18 protein-coding genes are annotated in these 21,313 nt (G+C 38.6%); 7 read left to right on the plus strand and 11 right to left on the minus strand.

What is annotated here, in order from left to right; genetic code table 11:
- Positions 1-6 precede the first annotated feature (6 nt).
- From ligA to L1283_RS15975, 3 genes are all read right to left on the minus strand, one after another.
- Entirely contained in the window at positions 7-2,031 is a 2,025-nt protein-coding gene (ligA, locus tag L1283_RS15965) for an NAD-dependent DNA ligase LigA (RefSeq protein ID WP_088162787.1), read from the minus strand.
- A gap of 119 nt (positions 2,032-2,150) precedes the next feature.
- On the minus strand, positions 2,151-3,182 hold the full coding sequence (locus tag L1283_RS15970; protein ID WP_145328716.1) for a glycosyltransferase family 2 protein: 1,032 nt from the start codon (positions 3,180-3,182) through the stop codon (positions 2,151-2,153).
- Positions 3,179-4,045, minus strand: coding sequence for a lysophospholipid acyltransferase family protein (locus tag L1283_RS15975; protein WP_088162786.1), 867 nt, complete (start codon positions 4,043-4,045; stop codon positions 3,179-3,181). The genes L1283_RS15970 and L1283_RS15975 overlap by 4 nt, the downstream gene beginning before the upstream one ends.
- 87 nt (positions 4,046-4,132) lie before the next feature.
- On the opposite strand from L1283_RS15975, the gene L1283_RS15980 reads away from it, so the two are divergent.
- Both L1283_RS15980 and L1283_RS15985 read left to right on the plus strand, forming a co-directional pair.
- Positions 4,133-4,744, plus strand: coding sequence for a WbqC family protein (locus tag L1283_RS15980; protein WP_145328714.1), 612 nt, complete (start codon positions 4,133-4,135; stop codon positions 4,742-4,744).
- Between the two features lie 64 nt (positions 4,745-4,808).
- Positions 4,809-5,495 carry a hypothetical protein gene (locus L1283_RS15985; RefSeq protein ID WP_145328712.1) on the plus strand — a complete coding sequence of 229 codons (687 nt, stop codon included), beginning with the start codon at positions 4,809-4,811 and terminating at the stop codon, positions 5,493-5,495.
- A 5-nt stretch (positions 5,496-5,500) separates the two neighbouring features.
- On the opposite strand, the gene L1283_RS15990 is transcribed toward L1283_RS15985, so the two are convergent.
- Both L1283_RS15990 and L1283_RS15995 read right to left on the minus strand, forming a co-directional pair.
- Entirely contained in the window at positions 5,501-6,502 is a 1,002-nt protein-coding gene (locus tag L1283_RS15990) for a YihY/virulence factor BrkB family protein (protein ID WP_145328711.1), read from the minus strand.
- A gap of 35 nt (positions 6,503-6,537) precedes the next feature.
- Positions 6,538-8,304 (minus strand): AMP-dependent synthetase/ligase, encoded by a 1,767-nt coding sequence (locus L1283_RS15995; protein WP_145328708.1) that lies wholly within the window; start codon positions 8,302-8,304, stop codon positions 6,538-6,540.
- Between the two features lie 262 nt (positions 8,305-8,566).
- On the opposite strand from L1283_RS15995, the gene L1283_RS16000 reads away from it, so the two are divergent.
- Complete coding sequence (locus L1283_RS16000; RefSeq protein ID WP_088163737.1) at positions 8,567-9,067, plus strand: hypothetical protein; 501 nt, start codon at positions 8,567-8,569, stop codon at positions 9,065-9,067.
- A gap of 54 nt (positions 9,068-9,121) precedes the next feature.
- On the opposite strand, the gene L1283_RS16005 is transcribed toward L1283_RS16000, so the two are convergent.
- Complete coding sequence (locus L1283_RS16005) at positions 9,122-10,867, minus strand: M61 family metallopeptidase (protein WP_145328706.1); 1,746 nt, start codon at positions 10,865-10,867, stop codon at positions 9,122-9,124.
- Between the two features lie 336 nt (positions 10,868-11,203).
- Here L1283_RS16005 and L1283_RS16010 point away from each other — a divergent pair, with 336 nt between their 5' ends.
- Both L1283_RS16010 and L1283_RS16015 read left to right on the plus strand, forming a co-directional pair.
- Positions 11,204-12,070, plus strand: a complete 867-nt coding sequence (locus L1283_RS16010) for an N-acetylglucosamine kinase (protein ID WP_088162780.1) — start codon at positions 11,204-11,206, stop codon at positions 12,068-12,070.
- Between the two features lie 11 nt (positions 12,071-12,081).
- Positions 12,082-12,606: a glutathione peroxidase gene (locus L1283_RS16015; RefSeq protein WP_088162779.1), complete on the plus strand. Its 525-nt coding sequence runs from the start codon at positions 12,082-12,084 to the stop codon at positions 12,604-12,606.
- Between the two features lie 153 nt (positions 12,607-12,759).
- Here the strand turns inward: L1283_RS16015 and L1283_RS16020 are convergent, their stop codons facing one another.
- Positions 12,760-13,896, minus strand: coding sequence for a serine hydrolase domain-containing protein (locus tag L1283_RS16020; RefSeq protein WP_088162778.1), 1,137 nt, complete (start codon positions 13,894-13,896; stop codon positions 12,760-12,762).
- Positions 13,897-14,119: 223 nt separating this feature from the next.
- Here L1283_RS16020 and L1283_RS16025 point away from each other — a divergent pair, with 223 nt between their 5' ends.
- Positions 14,120-16,636: a TonB-dependent receptor gene (locus tag L1283_RS16025; RefSeq protein ID WP_088162777.1), complete on the plus strand. Its 2,517-nt coding sequence runs from the start codon at positions 14,120-14,122 to the stop codon at positions 16,634-16,636.
- Positions 16,637-16,719: 83 nt separating this feature from the next.
- Here the strand turns inward: L1283_RS16025 and L1283_RS16030 are convergent, their stop codons facing one another.
- A complete protein-coding gene (locus tag L1283_RS16030; protein WP_232475603.1) occupies positions 16,720-17,631 on the minus strand; it encodes a LysR family transcriptional regulator in 912 nt (303 codons plus the stop codon).
- Between the two features lie 141 nt (positions 17,632-17,772).
- Between L1283_RS16030 and L1283_RS16035 the strand changes: the two genes are divergently transcribed.
- On the plus strand, positions 17,773-18,486 hold the full coding sequence (locus L1283_RS16035) for a class I SAM-dependent methyltransferase (protein ID WP_075993992.1): 714 nt from the start codon (positions 17,773-17,775) through the stop codon (positions 18,484-18,486).
- Between the two features lie 298 nt (positions 18,487-18,784).
- On the opposite strand, the gene L1283_RS16040 is transcribed toward L1283_RS16035, so the two are convergent.
- Genes L1283_RS16040 through L1283_RS16050 form a run of 3 tightly spaced genes read right to left on the minus strand, consistent with a single transcriptional unit; the run spans position 18,785 to position 21,268 of the window.
- On the minus strand, positions 18,785-19,240 hold the full coding sequence (locus L1283_RS16040) for an NUDIX domain-containing protein (RefSeq protein WP_075993991.1): 456 nt from the start codon (positions 19,238-19,240) through the stop codon (positions 18,785-18,787).
- A 38-nt stretch (positions 19,241-19,278) separates the two neighbouring features.
- Positions 19,279-20,025 (minus strand): hypothetical protein, encoded by a 747-nt coding sequence (locus tag L1283_RS16045; protein ID WP_088162775.1) that lies wholly within the window; start codon positions 20,023-20,025, stop codon positions 19,279-19,281.
- Between the two features lie 52 nt (positions 20,026-20,077).
- Complete coding sequence (locus L1283_RS16050; protein ID WP_429626333.1) at positions 20,078-21,268, minus strand: DEAD/DEAH box helicase; 1,191 nt, start codon at positions 21,266-21,268, stop codon at positions 20,078-20,080.
- Positions 21,269-21,313: the final 45 nt, after the last annotated feature.

Consider the following 21,313-nt stretch of genomic DNA (forward strand, 5'->3'; position numbering starts at 1 on the left):
AAAAACTTACTTGGGATTAATGAGTTCAAATAGTTCTTTATCATTAATCATCGGGATACCCAATTTTTCTGCCTTCGCTAGTTTGGACGGTCCCATTTTATCTCCCGCTACGAGGTAGCTTAATTTGGCAGAAATGGAAGATAACATCTTTCCGCCATTGCTTTCAATTACTGCTGCTAGCTCTTCACGTGAATGGTCTGCAAATACACCAGAAATCAGGAAGGTTTTCCCTTCAAGTGAATTGCTCGCAAGGATGATCTCCTTTTCCTCAATTTCGAAATTTAAGCCATAATTTCTCAGTGCAACAATCTGTTGTTGATGAATTGGATTGTCTAAGTATTCTTTGACACTCTCCGCAATACGGCGTCCAATGTCTTGTACTCCTTCGATTTCCTCTGTCGAGGCTTGTGCGAGTGCATCAATATTTTTGAAATGCTGGGCTAATTTTTTTGCAATCGTCTCGCCGACATGACGTATTCCAAGCGAAAATAAGACTTTTTCAAAAGGTTTTTCTTTGGATTTTTCGATGCCGTTGAGCATGTTATCGATTGATTTTTGACCGAAACGTTCCAGTTGTTGCAGGTCATCTTGATGGTCTTTTAGGCCATAGATGTCAACGATATTGCGTAACAAACCTTTCTTGAAGAAAGTATCCACGGTCTCGTCCCCCATTCCCTCGATGTCCATCATTTTTCGTCCGATAAAATGCTGCATTTTGCCAACAATTTGTGGCGGGCATCCAGTTTCATTAGGGCAATAGTGTACGGCTTCCCCTTCTTGTCGTATAAGTGCTGTGTCGCATTCTGGACAAGATGTGGGGTAGACAAAACTTGTCGATCCTGCTAATCTTTTCTCGAGGTTTACCCCAATTATTTTAGGTATAATTTCGCCCCCTTTTTCTACAAAGACAGTGTCATCTTCGTGTAGGTCGAGACGTGCGATTTCATTTGCATTGTGTAAAGAAGCGCGTTTTACCGTTGTGCCTGCCAGTTGTACAGGTTGAAGATTGGCAACAGGTGTAACAGCGCCGGTACGTCCAACTTGATAACTAATCGAGTTCAATGTGGTTTCTACACGCTCTGCTTTGAATTTATAGGATATTGCCCAACGTGGATTTTTGGCAGTAAAGCCAAGTTCCTCCTGTTGTGCGTAATCATTTACTTTAATAACAATTCCATCAATTTCATAACCTAGGTTATGACGTTCGACATCCCAGTAGTCAATAAATGCAAAAACATCGGTTAATGTGCTGCATTTTCTGCTATGCTCGCTGACGTGAAATCCCCAGTCTTTGACATGGTTTAAGCTATTCCAATGGTCGTGAAATAGATTTGTTCTGTTGTCGCAGTACAAAAAGTAAAGGAAACAGTCCAATGGGCGTTTTGCAACTTCAGCAGAATCTTGGAGTTTGATGGTTCCAGAAGCGAAATTTCTTGGGTTGGCATAGGTTTGCTCCTCGTTATCAGCTCGTTCCTTATTCAGGCGGAGAAAAGCTGATTTGTGCATAAATATTTCACCTCGTATTTCGAATTGATCTGGATAATCTCCTTCTTTAAGTTTGATCGGGATAGAACGAATGGTTTTAACATTGTTTGTGACAACATCGCCTTGTGTACCATCACCGCGCGTAACGGCTTTACTTAGTAGGCCATTTTCATAAGTCAAGCTGATGGATAAACCGTCAAATTTTAATTCACAAACATACTCAAACTGATCGCCGATGATTTTGCGGATTCGCTGGTCGAAGTCAAGTAATTCCTCCTGATTGTATGTGTTGCCCAATGAAAGCATTGGCCAGCGGTGCTTTTCCGTTTGAAATCGGGAGGTAATGTCTCCACCAACACGCTGTGTAGGGGAGTTGGGGTCGGCAAAGTTGGGATATTGAGCTTCCAGCGCTTCGAGTTCCTTTAATTTAAGGTCGAAGTCGTAGTCCGAAATAACACTGTTCGCCAATACATAGTATTGATAGTTATAATGGTTGAGCTCTGCCGTTAAGTCTTTTATCTTTTTTTCAATATCCATCACCAACATTTTGCAAAATTACAAATAAAAAGTACGTTTAAATAAAATAAATAAAGAATCTTGTCGTAATGACTGCTTTATTTTGAAAATGCGTTTTTCTGCATTTTATGTTACAGGGAAATAATACGCTATTTGAAATCCTCCGGATTTAGCTGAGAAAATTTATGTTTGTTATTTGTGTAAAAATCAATGATAATCGATTTTGTGTACTGCCCTTTGGTATTTTCTTTCGCCTTGTATTTTTTTCGTTTTTTAGCATTTTTGAAAATATTCAAGAAGAAATACTGATGTGCGCGACTGATCGCCCAGGCATCCTTGGGTTTCCTGTCGATCAGAAACTTAACAAGGGCTGCAAAGTCAAACCAAAGCCTGATGAAAATAATCCATATTGCTTTGCCTAGCGGCAGGTTTTTTTGCAGCATGACCATGTTATTCCTAAAATTGAGGTAAGTCTTTTTGGGATTACTTGCATTGAGGGTGCCCCCACCAACATGATAAACAATAGATTTCGGACAATAGCCTATGCCATAGCCCATTTTCTTTAATCGCCAGCATAGATCGATTTCCTCCATATGAGCAAAGAAATCTTCGTCAAGGCCATCTGCCTCCTTCCAGGCGTCAGAGCGAATAAAAAGTGCAGCTCCAGATGCCCAGAAAATCTCGGATTCATTATCGTACTGTCCCGCATCGTCTTCTACTTCATGTAGGATTCTACCTTTACAGAAAGGAAAGCCAAAGTAATCCAGATAGCCACCGGCCGCTCCGGCATGTTCGAACTTCTGCTTGTCATGAAATGAGCGTATTTTGGGCTGTGCTGCTGCCAGGGAAGGGTTTCTTTCCAAGTATTCAATCACTGGTTCAATCCAGTTTTGGCTCACTTCAACATCCGAATTGAGGAGTACATAGTAATCAGCATCTACACGCTGCAGTATTTTGTTATAACCTCCTGCGAAGCCATAGTTTTTGTCATTTTCAAGGATAGTAATCGTAGGATAGTACTGTTTCACAAATGAAATTGAATCATCATCGGAGGCATTGTCTCCAATGACAAATTCGACATTCGGATAAGAACTGTTATATACGGATGGTAAAAATTTTTCCAGGAAAAATCGGCCATTCCAATTGAGGATAACGACAGCTACTTTTGGTAATTTACTCATTTTCTACGTTTTCTTTTCCAACGATTATGTGACCATAGCCAATATTCTGGGTTTTCACGAATAAGCTGTTCCGCAAATTGATTGTGTATATCGGTAATTTCATGCTCTCCAAAGCCACTTGGATCTTCGATTAAAGTAACGAATTTACAGAAATATTGCCCTCTTTTGGGCTTTCTTCCGATATAGCAATAGACCACAGGTGCTTTACTTATTCTAGACAGTCTTTCAGCTCCTGTATAGACCAATGTTTCCTGATTTAGCCAATTAATAAAATAATCGGAATCCGAATACAGCGGTGTTTGATCGGCAACGAGTATACTGATATTGGGTTGGCCTTTCAACTTTACGATATGACGGAGTATTTGTTTCATTGGTACCATTTCGGCGCCAAACCTTCCTCGCATATCATTGTACACTGTGTCAATATCTTTGTTATTGAGTGGTTTGTATACAATCAGCGTAGGAAAGTTTGTAATTAAGCTCAAACGGTGAATACCCAGCTCCCAATTGGCATAATGTGAGGTCACCCCGATTACGTTTTTGCCCGCTTCGAGGTGTTTAGTCAATTCTTCTACATTTTCCAAAGTCATCTTTTTCTTGACTTCCTCAGCTGTAATCGTTTTCAATTTGATCGATTCGACAAGGAGATCCGGGAAAAAACGATAAAACTTTTTGGCAATTACCAGACGTTCTTTATCCGTTTTTTCTGGAAAAGCATTTTTTAAGTTCTGAAATACAATATTCTTCCTATATCCAATAATATAGTAGAGTATGTAATAAAGCCCATCGGAGATCAAATATAGAAACCAATAGGGGAGAAGAGAGATGATATAGATTAATGCGTTTAACGCTTTTTGTTTCATGCTATAGCTAAAATTCCCAGTGTTCTTTACAAATATCCTTAATTTAAGTTATTTTTGCGTCACTTATAACAAAAATCATCAGTTTTTATGGAATCGCAGTTATTACTTCCGGCATGTTATCTTCCACCAATATCCTATTTTCATACGATACAAGAGCATAATCTTCCTTTGGTCATCGAGAAATATGAGCATTTTCAAAAGCAGAGTTATCGTACGCGCGCACGCATTGCTTCTGCAAATGGGGTGCAGGATTTGATCGTACCCATTCAACATGGCAATAAGGAACGTGTTCCTATGAAAGATATTCGGATAAGTTATGAGTTTGACTGGCAGCGTTTACATTGGCTAAGTATTCAGACAGCTTACCGTAGCTCTGCATATTTTGAATATTATGAAGATGATTTTATACGATTCTATGAGGAAAAGTTTGCGTATTTGGTAGACTTTAATGTTGCTCAATTAGAACTCATTCTAAAATCGATCAAACTTAAACGAGCAATAGGATTTACAGAAGAGTATGTTGCTGCGCCTTCGGAAATGATCGATTTCCGTAACCTGATCCATCCTAAAAAAGAAAGTGTATTGCGTGAGCCAAAAGAATATTATCAGGTTTTTTCTGATAAAAATGGATTTTATCCCGATTTAAGCATTATCGATTTGCTATTCAATCAAGGACCACAATCAAAAAGTTACCTGTAGCCTGACGGTTTTTTTGAACAAAATGCGTTTAATATTGTTGTTATTCAATATTGAACGCATTTAAATGAAACAATTCTTTTTTACTTTTCTTCTTTTTTCTTTGTGTTGGACTTTCGCGCGGGCTCAGGGCGGTGTTGATACGATACATTATCGAAAAGTTTACTATTGGGGTACAACGGGAATGGGCTTTCCGATCGGAAAAACCAAAGATATACTTTCGCCAAAGTTTTCTGGTAGTATTGGTTTGGATATCTCCCTGAAAAATCCAATGTTTTTTGTATCCCCCACACTTTATACACTTTCATTCAAGTATAAGCAGCGATTGGTCGATCCGAATTTTGAGTATCGTATCGAAGATGCGAATACCAATTTCTATACCCTTTCATTTTCGGGGGGCATTAGGAAGCAGATGCGATTATTGAATATCTATGGTTTTGTAGGTCCCGGTGTAGGATTGACGAGTGAGCCAAGGGCAAATGTACTCGCAGACCAAAAGCTTATTAAGATGGAAAATAAAAATCACCTGAATTTCTCCAGCAAAATAGGTGCAGGGGCAGATTATAAATTTAACGGTTTCTTTTTAGGTCTTGAGCTTGGTTATCTCCATAATTTTAGGAAGATACAGGATACTCCCGTGAATATTTTTACCGTTATGGTGGGATTAAAATCCGATATTACGCAAATTGGGGATAAAGTCATCAATGTCATTGGCATCGATGGTTCCATTAGCGGTAAAAAAGAGAAAAAATAGACGGCTTATTTTAAGACCTGAATGGTGTCTCCAACATGTGCTTCGGCGTCGCTGCCTGTTTTTTTAACTTTTTCCGTTTGTTCAACCGCTACTGCAAATGTGGACGGAATAATGCCTGCACCAAATTTGATCGCATAAAATTTGGTGAATTCTGCGCCAAAATACAATATTGCAGCCGAATAGTAGATCCATAATAACATAACAATTATTGATCCCGCAGCTCCGTAAAAGCTGGCTGTGGAGGAAAGATTCAGATAGATTGAAATGCCGTACCTGCCTAACATAAAGAGTAAGCCTGTAAAGATAGCTCCGCCAAGCATGTCCCTGAATTTTACTTTAGCATCCGGAAGGAAGGAAAAGATAAAGCCAAATAAAATGACAATGACCGAAAATGTGATGCCCGTATTCACCCATGAAATGAGTGCAATCGGAATAAAAGGAAAATAAGTCATGACTAAATTGGTCACGGCAACAATAACTCCGTTGATCATGAGTGAGGCAATTAGCAAAAAACCAAGGGCAATCACGATGGAAAAAGAAATCAGCCTGTTGATGATTAATTTTAGCCATCCCTTTTTTGGTTTCGGTTTTACTTTCCAGATATTGTTTATTGAGTCCTGTATATCAACGAATAAGGTTGTGGAGGATAGAATCAATGTAACGATACCTATTGTGATCCCCATATTAGATTTATTCTCGAAAGTTATCTTCTGAAGATAGGACTGGATCTGTGTGGTCACATCCTGACCAAAAAGAACCATGACCTCCTCCAGCACCTGATCTTGCGCTGAAGATCCACTTTGAAGATGTTCTCCATAGAAAAATCCAATACACCAGATAACAATCATAAGAAGTGGGCCGATGGAGAAGACGGTATAATAAGCCAATGAAGCACTCTTCTTCATACATTTGTCATCATTGAATCCATTAAAGGCATCAATTAAGACATGCCAAATGTTTTTCCAGTAGGCGAGTGTAAATAAATCTCGTAGTGTAACGTGCTTCATAATAAGATGATCAGCTCCAATAATCGTGCAAATTGTTACTCTTGGTTTTGTTCCTGATACAATTTGTCGATTGCTCCTTCGTTCTCTTTTAAAATAATTTTTCGTTTTAGACTCAATTTTGGCGTCAATTGACCGTCGTTGATTGTCCATTCCTTTGGAAGAAGAATAAATTTCTTGACAATTTCCCAATGTCCAAAGTTAGTGGATAATCGGTTAATTTCTTCTTGATATTTTTGGATTACTTCCGGATTTTTGATGATTTCTTCGTTTGAACCGCCGGTAATACCTTTTTGGTTTGCCCATTTGGACAGCACATCAAATGCAGGAACAATCAAGGCGCCGGGAAATTTTCTATTTTCTCCAAAAACCATGACCTGTCCGATTAATGTAGACTCCATGAGTTTGTTTTCAATGGATTGGGGCGCGATATATTTACCACCTGCAGTCTTAAACATTTCCTTTTTTCGATCGGTTATTTTTAGGAAACCATCGGATGTAATTTCTCCAATATCGCCCGTCTTGAAAAAACCATTATCGTCAAAAGCTTCTTTTGTGGCTTCTTCATTTTTATAATAGCCTGTCGTGATACTAGGGCCCTTGACAAGAATCTCACCGTCTGAAGCAATTTTAACTTCTAAGTTTTTCAGGGGTTTGCCTACAGTCCCAAATTTCAACCCATTGGGTAAGTAGGAGTTTACAGCAATAACCGGAGATGTTTCAGTCAGGCCGTATCCCTCAAGTACTTTAAGTCCAGCGGCCCAGAATACACGCGCTAAACGCTCTTGAAGAGCTGCACCACCGGATACAATGATCTTAATATTTCCGCCAAGAGCTTCTTGCCATTTCGAAAATATCAGTTTTCTAGCGATCGCAAGTTTTAGATTGTAAAGTGGTCCATTATGCGCTGGTTCTTGAAATTTCAAGCCAAGATCAACAGCCCAGAAGAAAATTTTCTTTTTTAATCCAGTTAAGGCTTTCCCTTTTTCAATAATCTTATCGTATACTTTCTCCAGGACACGGGGTACGGTGGTGAATACATCCGGTTTGACATCGTTGATATCGGCAACAACATTGTCTAAGGTCTCTGAAAAATAGATCTGGATTCCTTTCGAATAGTACATATATACCACCATGCGTTCAAAAATATGGCATAGCGGAAGAAAGCTAAGTGCCGTTTTGAAATCCGATCGGATGAGATGATTGCATGCCAAGACGTTGCTGTATACGTTTTTGTGAGACAGGTATACGCCTTTAGGGCGCCCTGTTGTACCTGAAGTGTAGATCAGTGTTAATAGATCTTCTTCTGTAACAGCCTCTCGAAGTGGAGCCAGGTCGGTTGTGTCATCTTTTGCTGTTTCGATGAATGTTTTTAGCTGCGTATAATTTTCAATGGCATCAAATGTATACAGTTGTGGGTTTATACCGTGTTCCTTGATGGCTTGTTCAATACGGTCCGTCAATTCTCTGTTGCTGACAAATAGTACGTTGACATCCGAGTCATTTACAATAAACGAAAGATCCTGTGCGGATAAAGTGGGATAGAGGGGAACAGTTGCAAGACCGATTTGATTGCAGGCAAAATCAACTAAATTCCACTCGGGTCTGTTGCCGGACATGATTCCTACCCGATCACCTTTTTTGAGGCCTAATTGCAGTAACGCCCTGCTTAAGGTGTCAATTGCGTCGGTGTATTCTTTGGTAGAATATGTCTTCCACTGGCCATTTCCATCTCGCCCTGCCACCATGATGTCCTTTGCGTATTTTTCTTTATATAAGGTTATAAAGTCAAAAATTCTGCCCATATCACTTGAGTTTATTTGGTTACTACTACATGCTGTATTGACCTAAATATACAGAAATAAAGTTGGATAATTTGGGATTATTGTCATAACAAATTAAACATTGTTTCGTTATAGCTGTAATGGATATTTACCCTATCGAAAAGGTCCTTCGTAGGGGAAGTTCTGGTAAATAGTTTTTTATGTGCACTGCAATTATATTGCATATAAAAAGCAATTTATCTATGTTTGGAAAAATGTAAAGCAAAAAAAGCGTACGATTTTTATGAAAAAAATATTTTTGGCTGTCGGTGGAATGCTGATGTTTGGAGCATTATCCAATAGAGCTATGGCTCAGTTGGACAATAGGGGTGCTATTGGTGGACGTTTCGGGTCTGCTCAGGGAATTACATATCGTCACACGCTTAACTCGGACCATGCATTGGAAGGAATTATGAGTATTCAGAGCAATTCTGATTTTCGCCGTTTCCGCGTTGTGGGCTTATATGAAATCTATAAACCATTGACTGCTGGGTTTAATTGGTATTATGGTTTTGGTGGTAGTATCGGTTCTTATAAGGAGAAAGACAAAATTATCGAGGGTCAGCGTCATTCATTTGATTCACAGCTTAATCTGAGTATTGACGGTATCGTAGGTATTGAATATAATATTCCGCAGGCACCGTTTCAAATCTCATTGGATGTAAAACCTTATTTCGATTTTCTAAACGAATCCAGTATCAAATTATTTGATCCGATCGGTTTTTCGGTAAGATATAAATTTTAAAAAAAGAATAGCGGGATTTCCCGCTATTCTTTTTTTAATGATAATACTTCCGTGTTAAGCCATCCAGATTTTACCTAGCAATTCCTGTAGAAAGGTTTGTTCTTTGAGCGGACGGATTTCGTATATCTTTTTATTGCTCTTTTTGATTTGAACAGGGATTTCCCGCACTAAACCATCTCGTGCCACCAGGAAGTTTAATATCTCCCCCTCTTTGGCATGTTGAACAATGAAATCAATTTCCTTGTCCTTAACATCGAGCCTGTTACTATTAATTGCAATCAGTTCGTCTTTTACACTTAATCCGGCATCATATGCACCAGAATCTTTTTCCACTGTCGCTACCGAAATTAGCCCATCCACTTTATTGGTTGTAATGCCTAGTGTCAACGTGTTGTTATTAACATTGGTATCAACAATTTCATATCCAACGAGATTAAAATAATCGTTGTATTCCAGTTCTCCGTCCTGATGAGCAGCATTGAAAATATCATCCAGCGAAGTGCCTGCGATACGTTCAGCAAGGCTTCTCAATTCGTTTTCTTCAAATCCACGATCAAGTTTTAGGTAGAACTCCTCATAAGCCTCGCGGATAACATCATCCAATTTTAGCCTACCTTCTGTAGCGGCAATAATTTTAATATCCAACAATGCTGTCAGCATTGCACCTTTGTTGTAATAGGAAATTCCTGAATTCATCGAATTTTCATCAGGCCGATAATATTTAATCCAGGTATCGAAACTTGAGGCTGCTGCAGACTGTATCGTATGCCCTGGACGGTTTAATACAATGTTGAAATCGTTAGCTAGCAAAGCGAGATACTCTTTTTCATCATAGAATCCACAGCGTTTAATAATTAAATTATCATAGTACGAAGTGAATCCTTCCATGATCCAGAGGCCTGTGGTATAGTTTTCGGCATCGTAATTAAACGGTCCTAATGCTTTTGGACGTAAGCGTTTCACATTCCATAGGTGAAAATACTCATGTGCAACGAGACTCAAATAGTTTTTGTAGCTGGTCTCATTTAGATAGGCATTTCTCGAGGCTCCCAATACTGTTGAATTGAGATGTTCTAGACCTCCACCTCCAGATTGGTAGTTGTGGGTAATAATGACATATCGCTCATTGGGGTTCGAACCCCAGATGCGGGTTTCTTCTTCGACGATACGTGTGATATCTTTCGTCAGGCGTTCTTTATTATAGCTGCCACCTCCGACCATGGCGCATTCATGTTCGACACCGGCAGCCTGGAATTTCCAGACATCCTGATTACCAGCTTCGATGGGCGTATCGTATAATACGTCAAAATTTGGCGCATAAAACTTGCATTCTCCAATTTGTTCGAGTCCAGTTGATATACTTGCCCAAGAATCTTTTAGTGCTATGCTGATTGTCGAAGGATTGTTTATACGGCCATCGATATGAAAGAAAGTTGCCGTAGGTACAATAAAAGCATGGTCACTATCGAAAAAGTTGGTACGCACAGAAACTTCAAAACCGTATATGGCGTAGATTACTTCGATCTGATCCAAAGATTCTGTGGGTATTCGCCAGGTGTTCTTTGAAACTTTCTGGTAGGAAATTGTATTTCCTGCTTTGTCAAATGATCGGAATCGTTCAACGTTTTTAGCATATTCACGAATTAAATAAGATCCAGGAGACCAGACCGGCATTTTTAGATCGACATAAGGCTGGTTGAGCTTTGCGATGCTCATTTTTACTTCGATATAATGAGCTTGTGCTTCTGAAAATGATACCTCAAAATGTATTTCGGGTATACTGAAATGGTCACTGTCCATGAAAGATGATTTTAGTATGAGCTTACAAAATTAAAAGTATCGTACGCTTAACCAAACAAAAAAATAGATTGTTGGTTCTACAATTATGAATCAGCGTGCCCCATCATTGTTCCTTCAGTAGAAAAAGAACAATGACGGGAAGCAGCTAATAGTACCCTCCAATATACATAAATTTATTTAAGAAATGAGGTGTAAATCGATAGGCATAATAGCTGCTTTGGATGAAATACCCGTTTTTATTGGGCTGGGGAGATGAAGCAAAAAATCTGTTTTTTATCAGAATTTTTGCTAAGTTTGATACAGTAGTTTATAGGGGGAAAATAATCAAGAATTTGTATGATCTTAGTTGTTGATAGCGGCTCTTCAAAGTCGGATTGGAAGTTGGAATTGCCAGATAGTGCGCCTATCTCATTCAGTACAAATGGACTCAATCCTTTTTTTGTGAATGAAAAGGAAATCACACGTGTTATTAAGGAGATACCCGAAATTATTCCCTACGCCGATGAAGTTACTGAGTTGTATTTTTTTGGTGCAGGATGCATTACGCCTGATCGTCGGGAAATGGTTTCAAATGCATTGACACCCTTATTCGAAAATGCTTACATTTCTGTTGAGAATGATCTTTTTGGTAGTGCCTTAGCGACCTGTGGTAATAAAAAAGGTTATGTAGCGACATTAGGGACAGGGTCTGATTTGAGTTTTTTTGACGGAGAGGAGCTGATGCCATCGCATAATGGAAATGGCTATGTATTAGGTGATGAGGGGTCAGGGGCATATTTCGGGAAAAATCTTGTTAGACTTTTTCTATATGGCCGTATGCCGAAAGATCTGAATGAAAAATTTGCGAACAAATACAGAATAAATAAAGAGATCGTCATCAAAAATGTTTATCAAAAAGAACGTCCCAATGCTTTCTTAGCATCGTTTGCGCCGTTCATGTCCGATAATATTACCCATCCCTTTATTATTGATCTGGTAAAGAGTGGATTCGAAGAATTTGTTCAAGCTTCGATTTTGACCTATCCGGACTATAATAAATATGCATGTCACTTTGTAGGTTCTATTGCTTATAGTTTTGATTTAATTTTACGGGAAGTCTGTGAAACACATCAGATAAAGGTAGGTACTATTTTAAAATCTCCTATCAACGAGCTTTTTGATGCGGTACTGGAAAGAGAGAGTAATTCATTGTTAAGTCTTTAAAATAATTAGATATGATTATTGCAACTATTATGGTGTATATGTCAATGTTATTTGGCAATCCCAATTTTTATGATTTTAAGTTTACGACACTTGATGGGCAAGAAGTGAAAATGTCCGATTTCAAGGGAAAGAAAATATTGATCGTGAATACTGCCTCAAAATGCGGTTTCACAAAACAGTACAAAGATCTGGAGGAATTGCACAAAACCTTTGGCGATAAGCTCATCATTATTGGCTTTCCGGCAAATAATTTTGGACAACAGGAACCGGGTTCAAATGCGCAGATTCAAGAGTTTTGTGAACAAAATTATGGTGTTGATTTTCTAATGGCCGAAAAGATCGATGTAAAAGGAGATCAAATATCACCCTTGTTTAAGTATTTGACCGCTCAGGAGAACCCCGATTTTAAAGGTGAAATCAAATGGAACTTTGAAAAGTTTTTGATTGATGAGAACGGTAAACTTGTACATCGTTTCCGTTCAGCGACCAATCCGCTGGATCCGGCTATTGTAAACTGGGTAGAAAACAAGAAATAGTAAAAATAACAAAATAAAAAAGCTGCAAAATCTGCAGCTTTTTTATTTTGTTTATTGTCCAGTCGATCCGAGGGCCTCTGGTTTTCCCATAAAGCTTAGCGACAAGGTTATAGTTTATGGGTTGGCTTTTGTTTACTTGATGTAAGCTGTTACCTATTTGATATATGCATCGTACAAGGCTCCTATACAATCTTTAAGCAAAGGGTTGAAGTCATCGCTATCGGGAATATTGCAGCCATTGGTTATCACAATAAACCCATATTTTTTCTTTGGATTGAAAAACAGCGCACTATAAAGCCCATATGCCGAACCGGTATGTCCTGTCAGGTTAACACCGGGGACAATTTTTGCATTGTTCATAATCGCTAATCCATAGCCTGATTCTTTATTTACAGCCGTCTGCATAATCTTCGCATATTTTTTACTGATGATGTTTTTTCCCTGACTATGGCCGTAGTTCATGTGCATCATCATGTATCTGGCTAAATCTAAGGCAGATATTTTCATTCCACCTGTCGGAGAAAGCACAGGAGTGCTATAGCCCAGGATGTATTGATTGAGTTCTTCCCGACGTGGATTATAGGCACTGGGCTCTTCATGGGGATTTCCCTTTTCATCAAAGGCGTATAACGAAACCAATCTTTTCTGATCCAAGGAGTCTATACAGTAACCACCATATAAGTTGAGCGGTTTGAGGATATGGTTAACAATGTAGCTGTCGACACGTGTATTGGTCAGTTTCTCGAGAACGGCACCGGCCATATTAAAGTTGAGATTACAATATTGGTATTGTGTGCCGGGTTCATAAAGATTGTATGAATCTTTCCAGTTTGGGTTTTTGGATGGATTGATGACATCTAGGTTGAAGTAACCGTTTTTATCATTGACGCTGGACGTATGCGAAAGGATCATCCGGAGTGTTATTTTTTTTCCTGGATAATTGGGGTTTCTGATTGGAAAACCGATCAGATCTCCGAAGTCGTCGTCTAACTTGCATCGGCCATCTGCTATTAATTGCATTAATGATGTTGCAGTGAATGACTTTGAAATAGAAGCAATTCTAAAGAGGTCATTCTCTCCGAGAGCCGTTTTGGTTTCCAAGTTTTTGTAACCATAATTTTTGTGATACTCAATTTTATTGTTTTTGACGACGACCACACTGAGCCCGACAGCATTATACCGACGCATAATTGCTGTGAGATCATGATCAACCTGTGTTTGCTGACCCAACAAAAATGTGGGAAAGAATAAAAAAATAAAAGCGGAGAGTAGGAGCTTATGCGTTCTCATTGAATTGATTAGTTAGGATGTTAGTTATGGCATAAATGTAAGGAAATCCTTACGATTAATAGAAATAGTTACAGTGAATCCTTGCAACATATAATAGATGCTACGAAGTTGAATCATTCATCTATTATAATAAGCTATTTTTATTTAAAACTATTCTAAACAATAAAATAATATCGTATGTTTGCGCCGACAAATAATTTTTACGAACTCACAATTTATTAACATGAAAAGAACTTTTCTGGGACTTGTTTTAAGTCTGGGATTGGTAGGAGCAATTCATTTGGATGCATCGGCGCAAAGTAAGGGGATACATGGCCGTGTTAAAACCAAAGATGGTGCACCAATTGAATCGGCAACAGTAACCATAGTTTCTTTAGGTAGGTCTACTTCGACTTCCGGTGATGGAAGCTTCCATTTTTCTAATCTTCCAGATGGAACCTATACTATTCGGATTAAAAGTATCGGAAATGGAGCTGAGGAGCGTACCATCGAGGTTAAAAATGGAAAGGCGACAGCCATTAATGTTTCTTTGAATATTTCTGAATCTCAATTGGAACAAGTGGAAGTGGTGGGCTACAACTCGCATAACAGTAAAACAGTTAATGTCGGTAAAGCAGGTATTATTGATCGGGATTTGCCGCAGAGTGTACAAATTATAAACGAACAGGTTATTGCAGATCAACAGGTTAATCGCCTGAGTGATGCGCTAAAAAATGCAAACGGTGTCGCTATGGGAGCGAATCGCGGTGGGGTCAACGAAAATTTTTACGCAAGGGGCTATAGCTTAGGCGGGAATAATATATTTAAAAATGGTGCGCGAACCAACAATGGAGGTTCGATTGAGGCGAGCACCTTGGAATCTGTAGAGATTTTAAAAGGAAGTTCTGCTTTGTTATATGGCGGTGTATCTGGTGGGGCCGTTGTAAATCTGGTTACGAAAAAGCCTAAATTTTATTATGGAGGCGAGGCTTCAATGCGCGTAGGAAGTTATGACTTCTATAAACCAACAGTGGATGTGTATGGTCCAATTTCCAATAAGGTTGCATTCCGCGTTATCGGAACTTATGAAAAAGCGGGTAGCTTTAGGGATCAAGTCACATCAAAACGTACTTATGTAAATCCTTCTGTTTTATATAAAATATCTGATAAAACTGATCTCAACTTTACATTCGATTACTTAAAAAGTGATTTTACTCCAGACTTTGGAATGGGGACCGTGGATGGAAAGTTGAACAATGAAGTTGGCAGAAACACTTTTATGAATGTGCCTTTTGCTTTCAACAGAACAAATACCTCAAACGGCCAGATCAATTTGAACCATAAGTTTAATGATTCATGGAATTTAAACGCAATAGCAAGTTACCAAACGTACGATCGTGATTATTATGGATCAGATCGGATTCAAGCGAATAAAAATGGAATTGCTCCGCGGAGTTTAACCCGATCCAAATCAAATGAGTTTACGGCCAACCAGCAATTGAATCTAACGGGAACTGTAAAAACAGGATCCATCAAGCATAAGATCCTGGTGGGAGCAGATGCCGATCAATCGCATTCAAATGCGTATGCCTATAAAATTGATGCATCTAAAAATGTGGGCGGTGTATACGATTCTATTTATGTCTTTAATCCCTCACAAACTGCGCAGCATTTGGTTTCGGGAAATGGACTTCGAACAGATATGCCACAAGCGGATTTATTGACCAAAACAACAACGGATATCTTCCGTTATGGTGCTTTTTTTCAGGACTTAATAGAAGTTACTGAACAATTTAAAGTATTGGCTGGGATTCGCTATACGTATCAGCGTACACCGAATTCGGAAAAGTATACTTATGCGACGAATCAATCGGAAGAGATTATTAATCTAGATGGTCAGAAAAATCCGATCGGCGCAAAAGTGGACAAAGCATGGTCACCTAAATTTGGATTGATCTATCAGCCGATCCGCTCATCAAGTGTCTATGTTACTTATGCAAATAACTTTACATCGAATTCGGGATACGATGTAAATTATCAACCCTTGGCTCCCTCCATCATCGATCAGTACGAAGCAGGTGTGAAAAATGACTTTTTCAATGGTAGGTTATCCGCAAATGTTGCCTGGTATAGAATTAATAACAATCGCTTTGCCCAACAATTATTGGTACTCCCGGGTGGAACAAGCAATAGCGATGCAAATATGAAAGAATTTTCTGGAAAGACGGCTTCAAGCGGATTGGAAGTTGATGTTACCGGAACTTTACTTCCAGGATTGAATGTTATCGCCGGTTATTCCTATAATTATATGCGTTATACCGAAACCAATCCAATTTCAAGTTATACAACCATCGTTGATGGTAAGGAGAAAGTGACTGAAATCTCTGGAAACGAAGAAAATGTACGTTTGGTAGGAACTACAGCACATACGGCTAATGGAACCGTGTTTTATACCATTCAAAACGGGGCTGTTAAGGGGCTGAAGTTAGGTTTTTCCGCATTTTATACAGGTAGACGTAATGCAGGTTGGAATAATACAAAGATCAACGTACGCGATGGTCTTAATCGTCTGATCTCCGTTAGTCCATTTACAACCATAGATTTCTCCGCTGGTTATGCTTATAAAAACTGGAGTATTTTGGGTAAATTATCCAATATCACCAACGCGTTTAACTATTATATCCATGAAAACTATAGTGTGAATCCGATTCCACCGCGTAGTTTTATGGCAACTTTAGCGTATAAATTTGAGAAGAGGTAATATCGCTCTTCAACCCATAAAAAAACGGAGTCAGCAACATGCTGACTCCGTTTTTTTATACTGGAATTTCAATCGATGCCACTTTAGGACGCATTAAAATCAAGATACTCTTTCTGGATACAGGCTATAAATTCGCCTAATGCACTGTTTTTACTTTTTATATTAGAGACCAGGATCACTTCTGTTTTGCTATCCATATCCTCAAGCTTCATGATTTTTAGGTTTAAATGCGGGTATTGTTTGATAGTGGACGCAGGGACGACTGCCATGCCCAAGCCTTGTGACACCAACTCAAGGATGGAAGACATCGAATTGCTCTGATGTACAATTTTGGGTTCGAATCCCATGCGGTTACAGGTATTAATAACAAGTCGGTGATATTCCGATGCGTATTTCTGATTGAAAGAAATGAAACTTTCATTAAAAAAGTTGATCGCATTAAATTTCACCTGTGAATGACCTACAATAACCATAGGGTCTTCGAAAAGGGGAGTGGTAAGCAATTCACTTGAATAAATTGGAGCACGCATAATACCCAGATCCAATTTTCCGTTTTCGAGTGCTAATTTTTGTTTCTGCGTCGATGTTTCGAAAAGACTAACTCTTAAGTATGGAAATTTCAATTGAATTTGCTTTAATACCGTAGCAAGCATTTTCTTAGGTGTCGAACTAATATAGCCCAGTTTGAATTCTCCTGAGATATTGTTGTGGATCTGTTTGGTGATCGTTTTGCTGTGTTCGATATTTTGTAGGATCTCCACAACCTCCTCCAAAAAGTATTTACCTGCTTCCGTTAGCTCGACGCGTTTGTTGGTTCGGAAGAAAAGAATAACACCTAATTCGTCTTCTAGATCTTTAATCTGCCGGCTTAATGGGGGCTGGGACATAAATAAGCGTTCTGCTGCTCGGCCAAAATGAAGCTCTTCGGCTACTGTTTTGAAATAAATGAGATGTCGGATTTCCATCGATACTTTTTTGGTATGAATTGATGACAAAATAAATATTTTTAATGAATTCCAGTTAGTCCTACCTTTAAATTATTAAAAATTAATGGATGAAATACCGCCGATCAGACAGTTTAAGATACTGCTGTGCGGGGGAATCTATCTGAACTTTAGAGAATAAACAATTTACAGATGAACAAAGCGACGCTACAAGAGATTGAAACACGGTTTGACAACGATGTCGAGCGGTTCTCAAATTTAGAAACAGGTCAAGCAACCACATTGGATGCGGTATGGAACATGGAGCTTATTACGGATGCCATTGTCAGTCTTTATCCAAACGCTCAAAATATATTGGACATTGGATGCGGAGCTGGCAATTACGACGTAAAACTATTGCAAAAATTGGAGTCTAATCCAAATGTTAGTCTGTTGGACCTGAGCCAGCCAATGTTAAATAGAGCAAGGGAACGCGTTGGAAAATTAACCAAGGGAGAAATTCAGTTGATTAAAGGCGACTTTCGTGCCGCAGCTTTAGAGGAAAACAAATTTGATGTCATTATCGCAACATCTGTTTTACATCATCTTCGAGATGATAAAGATTGGGAAAATGCGTTTAGCAAGCTGTTCCGCTTATTAAGAACCGGAGGAAGTCTGTGGATTTTTGATTTGATTGAGCAAAATAATGAACAGCTTCAAAAATTAATTTACAGGGAAAAATATGGTGAATACTTAACTAACCTTAAGGATGAGCAGTATCGTGATCATGTTTTTGACTATATCGAACACGAGGATACACCAAGATCGCTGATCTATCAACTAAACTTATTGACACAAGTTGGCTTTAAAAATGTTGATGTTCTACACAAAAATCTTTGTTTTGCTTCTTATATGGGATTCAAATAGGGGCTGGAAAACGAGTGTCAAATAAATAAGGCGATACGGGGAGTATCGCCATAAAATCACACTAACTATTAAAAAACCTATAGGACTAGGAATTTACAAATTCAATAAACCAATGTATGTATCCATCCCACGCTTCTCTACTTTTATTCCTCGTCACATGCGAGATGTCAAATAAATAATAAAATGTAATTATTAAGGTCAATACTTTAAAAAAATCAAGTATTTCCATTGGTTTACGTAAAGATATGTCTTTATTTTTTAAATACAAATAAAAATGATGAAAATTGAAAAATTATTATTATTTGACTGTTTTTAAGAATTCTTCCCAGGCGATTTGATCTGTTTTGAAGGTCAAATCTGCCGTTAAAACCGATTCAATTGGTACCCATCGAAAAGATTGGAGCTTATTATCTTCAGGTCTCTGATCAGGATCGAAATCAAAAGCTTTGGTAGTCGTTCTGATCTGAATAGCTGAGGTATTCTTTACCTGATAGTAAATCGATATGATTTGGCTATCGTTAAAGCTTGATTTCTCATAAAAGTCTGTGGTATAAATATGTTTAACCACAGCAATGTCAAAGTCACATTCTTCCTGATACTCCCGGATCAAAGCATCCAATAAGCCTTCCCCGTATTCTAAGCCCCCACCAGGGAATTTGGTAAATGAAACATTTTCCGTTCTTTCGTCGCTGATCAATACCTCTTGATTTTCATTGATCAATATTCCGTACACTCTTACGTTAAATGGAAACATGGGTTAATTATGTTTGTATATATTTAGTTTCTGTTTTTTTACAGTGGCATAAAACCATTGTCTACTGCAAATTCATCCAATCCGATATAGGAATAATGTCTGGGAAGAAACCAGCCTATTGCTTCCATGATATTGGTAAATTCTTTTTCAGTCCTGAATTGATTTGCAACGATATTGAATGCCAAATCTTGTGAAGCATTTTCTTCATCTTTATAATTACGGGCTAGGAGCATAACCTTTGTGTTCTTTACGCCATAATAATCCAAAAATTCACGTAATTGGGTGCGGACAGCCTGTGGAAGAATTGTCTCGGCAGGTTGCCCCACTAATATTTCTTCATCTTTGCCGATAATCGTCTGTTCATTTTTCTTAGAGAAAACACTATCATCTGTATAAAACTCTCCGTTTAAAAAGTAGTTAACTAAGTCGCCATAGGTGAATACCCAATCTGGGTTTTCATTTTGTGTATTGATAGCAATACCAAAACCTTTTGGCAACACGAAATCCTTTAGCCGATTTTTAATGACAAAAGCCTGAAAGTTCTGATCCTTCGGAACACTTTCAAGTTGAAAATAGGGAAATCCGTCAGGCCCAACAACCACTTCTGTTTCTGCTAATTTTAAGGTACATTCAGCAATATTAGCCAGAAATATATCACGCCACTCTTCATTCCGCTCTTCAAAGGGAACTTCCATCAGGCTATTTATTATAATCGTTTTTTCAAGGTCTCCCAATCGATTATCATTCGCATTGTTGCTATCGTCAAATAAATGTATTGTATTCATCTCGGATTGTGATTTTTTGATTTGCTGGTAAAAGTAAAAGAATATTTATTAATTAACGACGTTTTCTAGATTTCGAGGCACCTTTTCGTTGATTGTTTTGGCTACTGGAAAGCATTTTCTCCCAGCTCAATAAATAAGAATGTTGATCATCAATTTTAATTTGCCGTTTTAAGGATAACTGTAATTTTATCCACTTTTCATTGTCCTCTGCATCGCAAAAGGTAAACGCCTTTCCCGTCGCTTCCGAACGGCCTGTTCGCCCAATTCGATGCGTATAGAGCTCAGGGCTATCCGGAATCTCGTAGTTTATGATAGCCTCTAGGTCTGGAAAATCTACACCTCGAGCCAAGAGGTCCGTCGCAATTAATACACGTATCTCTTTTTGTCTGAACTTATCAATAATCTCTTCTCGTTTTTGCTGTGATTTATCGCCATATAATGCCGAGCAAGAAATGCCGTGTCGATCTAGATCTGTTGCGATCCGTTCTACTGCATGAACTGTTCGCGTGAAAACAATTACCTGCCACGAGACACGGTTCTCAAGGAGATAACGGAGAAGATTCTTTTTATCATTTTTATCGACATAGAGTACAGATTCTTCTATTTGGCCTTTTTTGGTCTTTGCTTCTAGGTTGATCTCGACAGGGTTACTTAATCTCTTTCGAACAATTTTTTCGATTTCAAGGGTTTTCGTTGCCGAACTGAAAATGGTTTGTCTCTCAGCGGGCAATGTGCCGATAATTTTATTGAGTTCTTTCGTGAAACCGAGATCCAACAATTGATCGAATTCGTCGATCACCAATGTATCTATCGTTTTTAGATCGATAATACCTTGTTCAATAAAATCCAACAAGCGTCCTGGAGTAGCGAGGATCATCTGGGCTTTCGGATAAACTTCAAGTTGACTTTCATAAGTTCCCCCACCATAGAAACTAGCGATAGTCAAATCCATACCATCGATAAGGCCTGATATGCGCTGTTTGGTCTGTATACAGAGTTCCCGTGTAGGAAGGAGTATAAGGACCGATAAGTGGTCTGCGGTAATCTTGGTTCGTAAGCGCTGAATAATAGGGATGGCGAAAGCCTCCGTTTTACCCGTGCCGGTTGGGGCAATCGCCAAACAGTCTCTACCATCCAAAATGGCAGGGATAGCTATTTCTTGAATAGGTGTAAGCGAAGAAAGCTTTTGTTTTTCAAGATTAGCGACAAGGATTTTATCGAGTTTAAGTGCTGAAAAATTCAAAATAATGAATGTAAAACCCAAAAATAAAAATTTAAAAGGACAATG

Origin of the sequence: Sphingobacterium sp. HSC-15S19, from assembly GCF_050433745.1 — a bacterium.
Classification (GTDB): Bacteria; Bacteroidota; Bacteroidia; order Sphingobacteriales; family Sphingobacteriaceae; genus Sphingobacterium; species Sphingobacterium siyangense.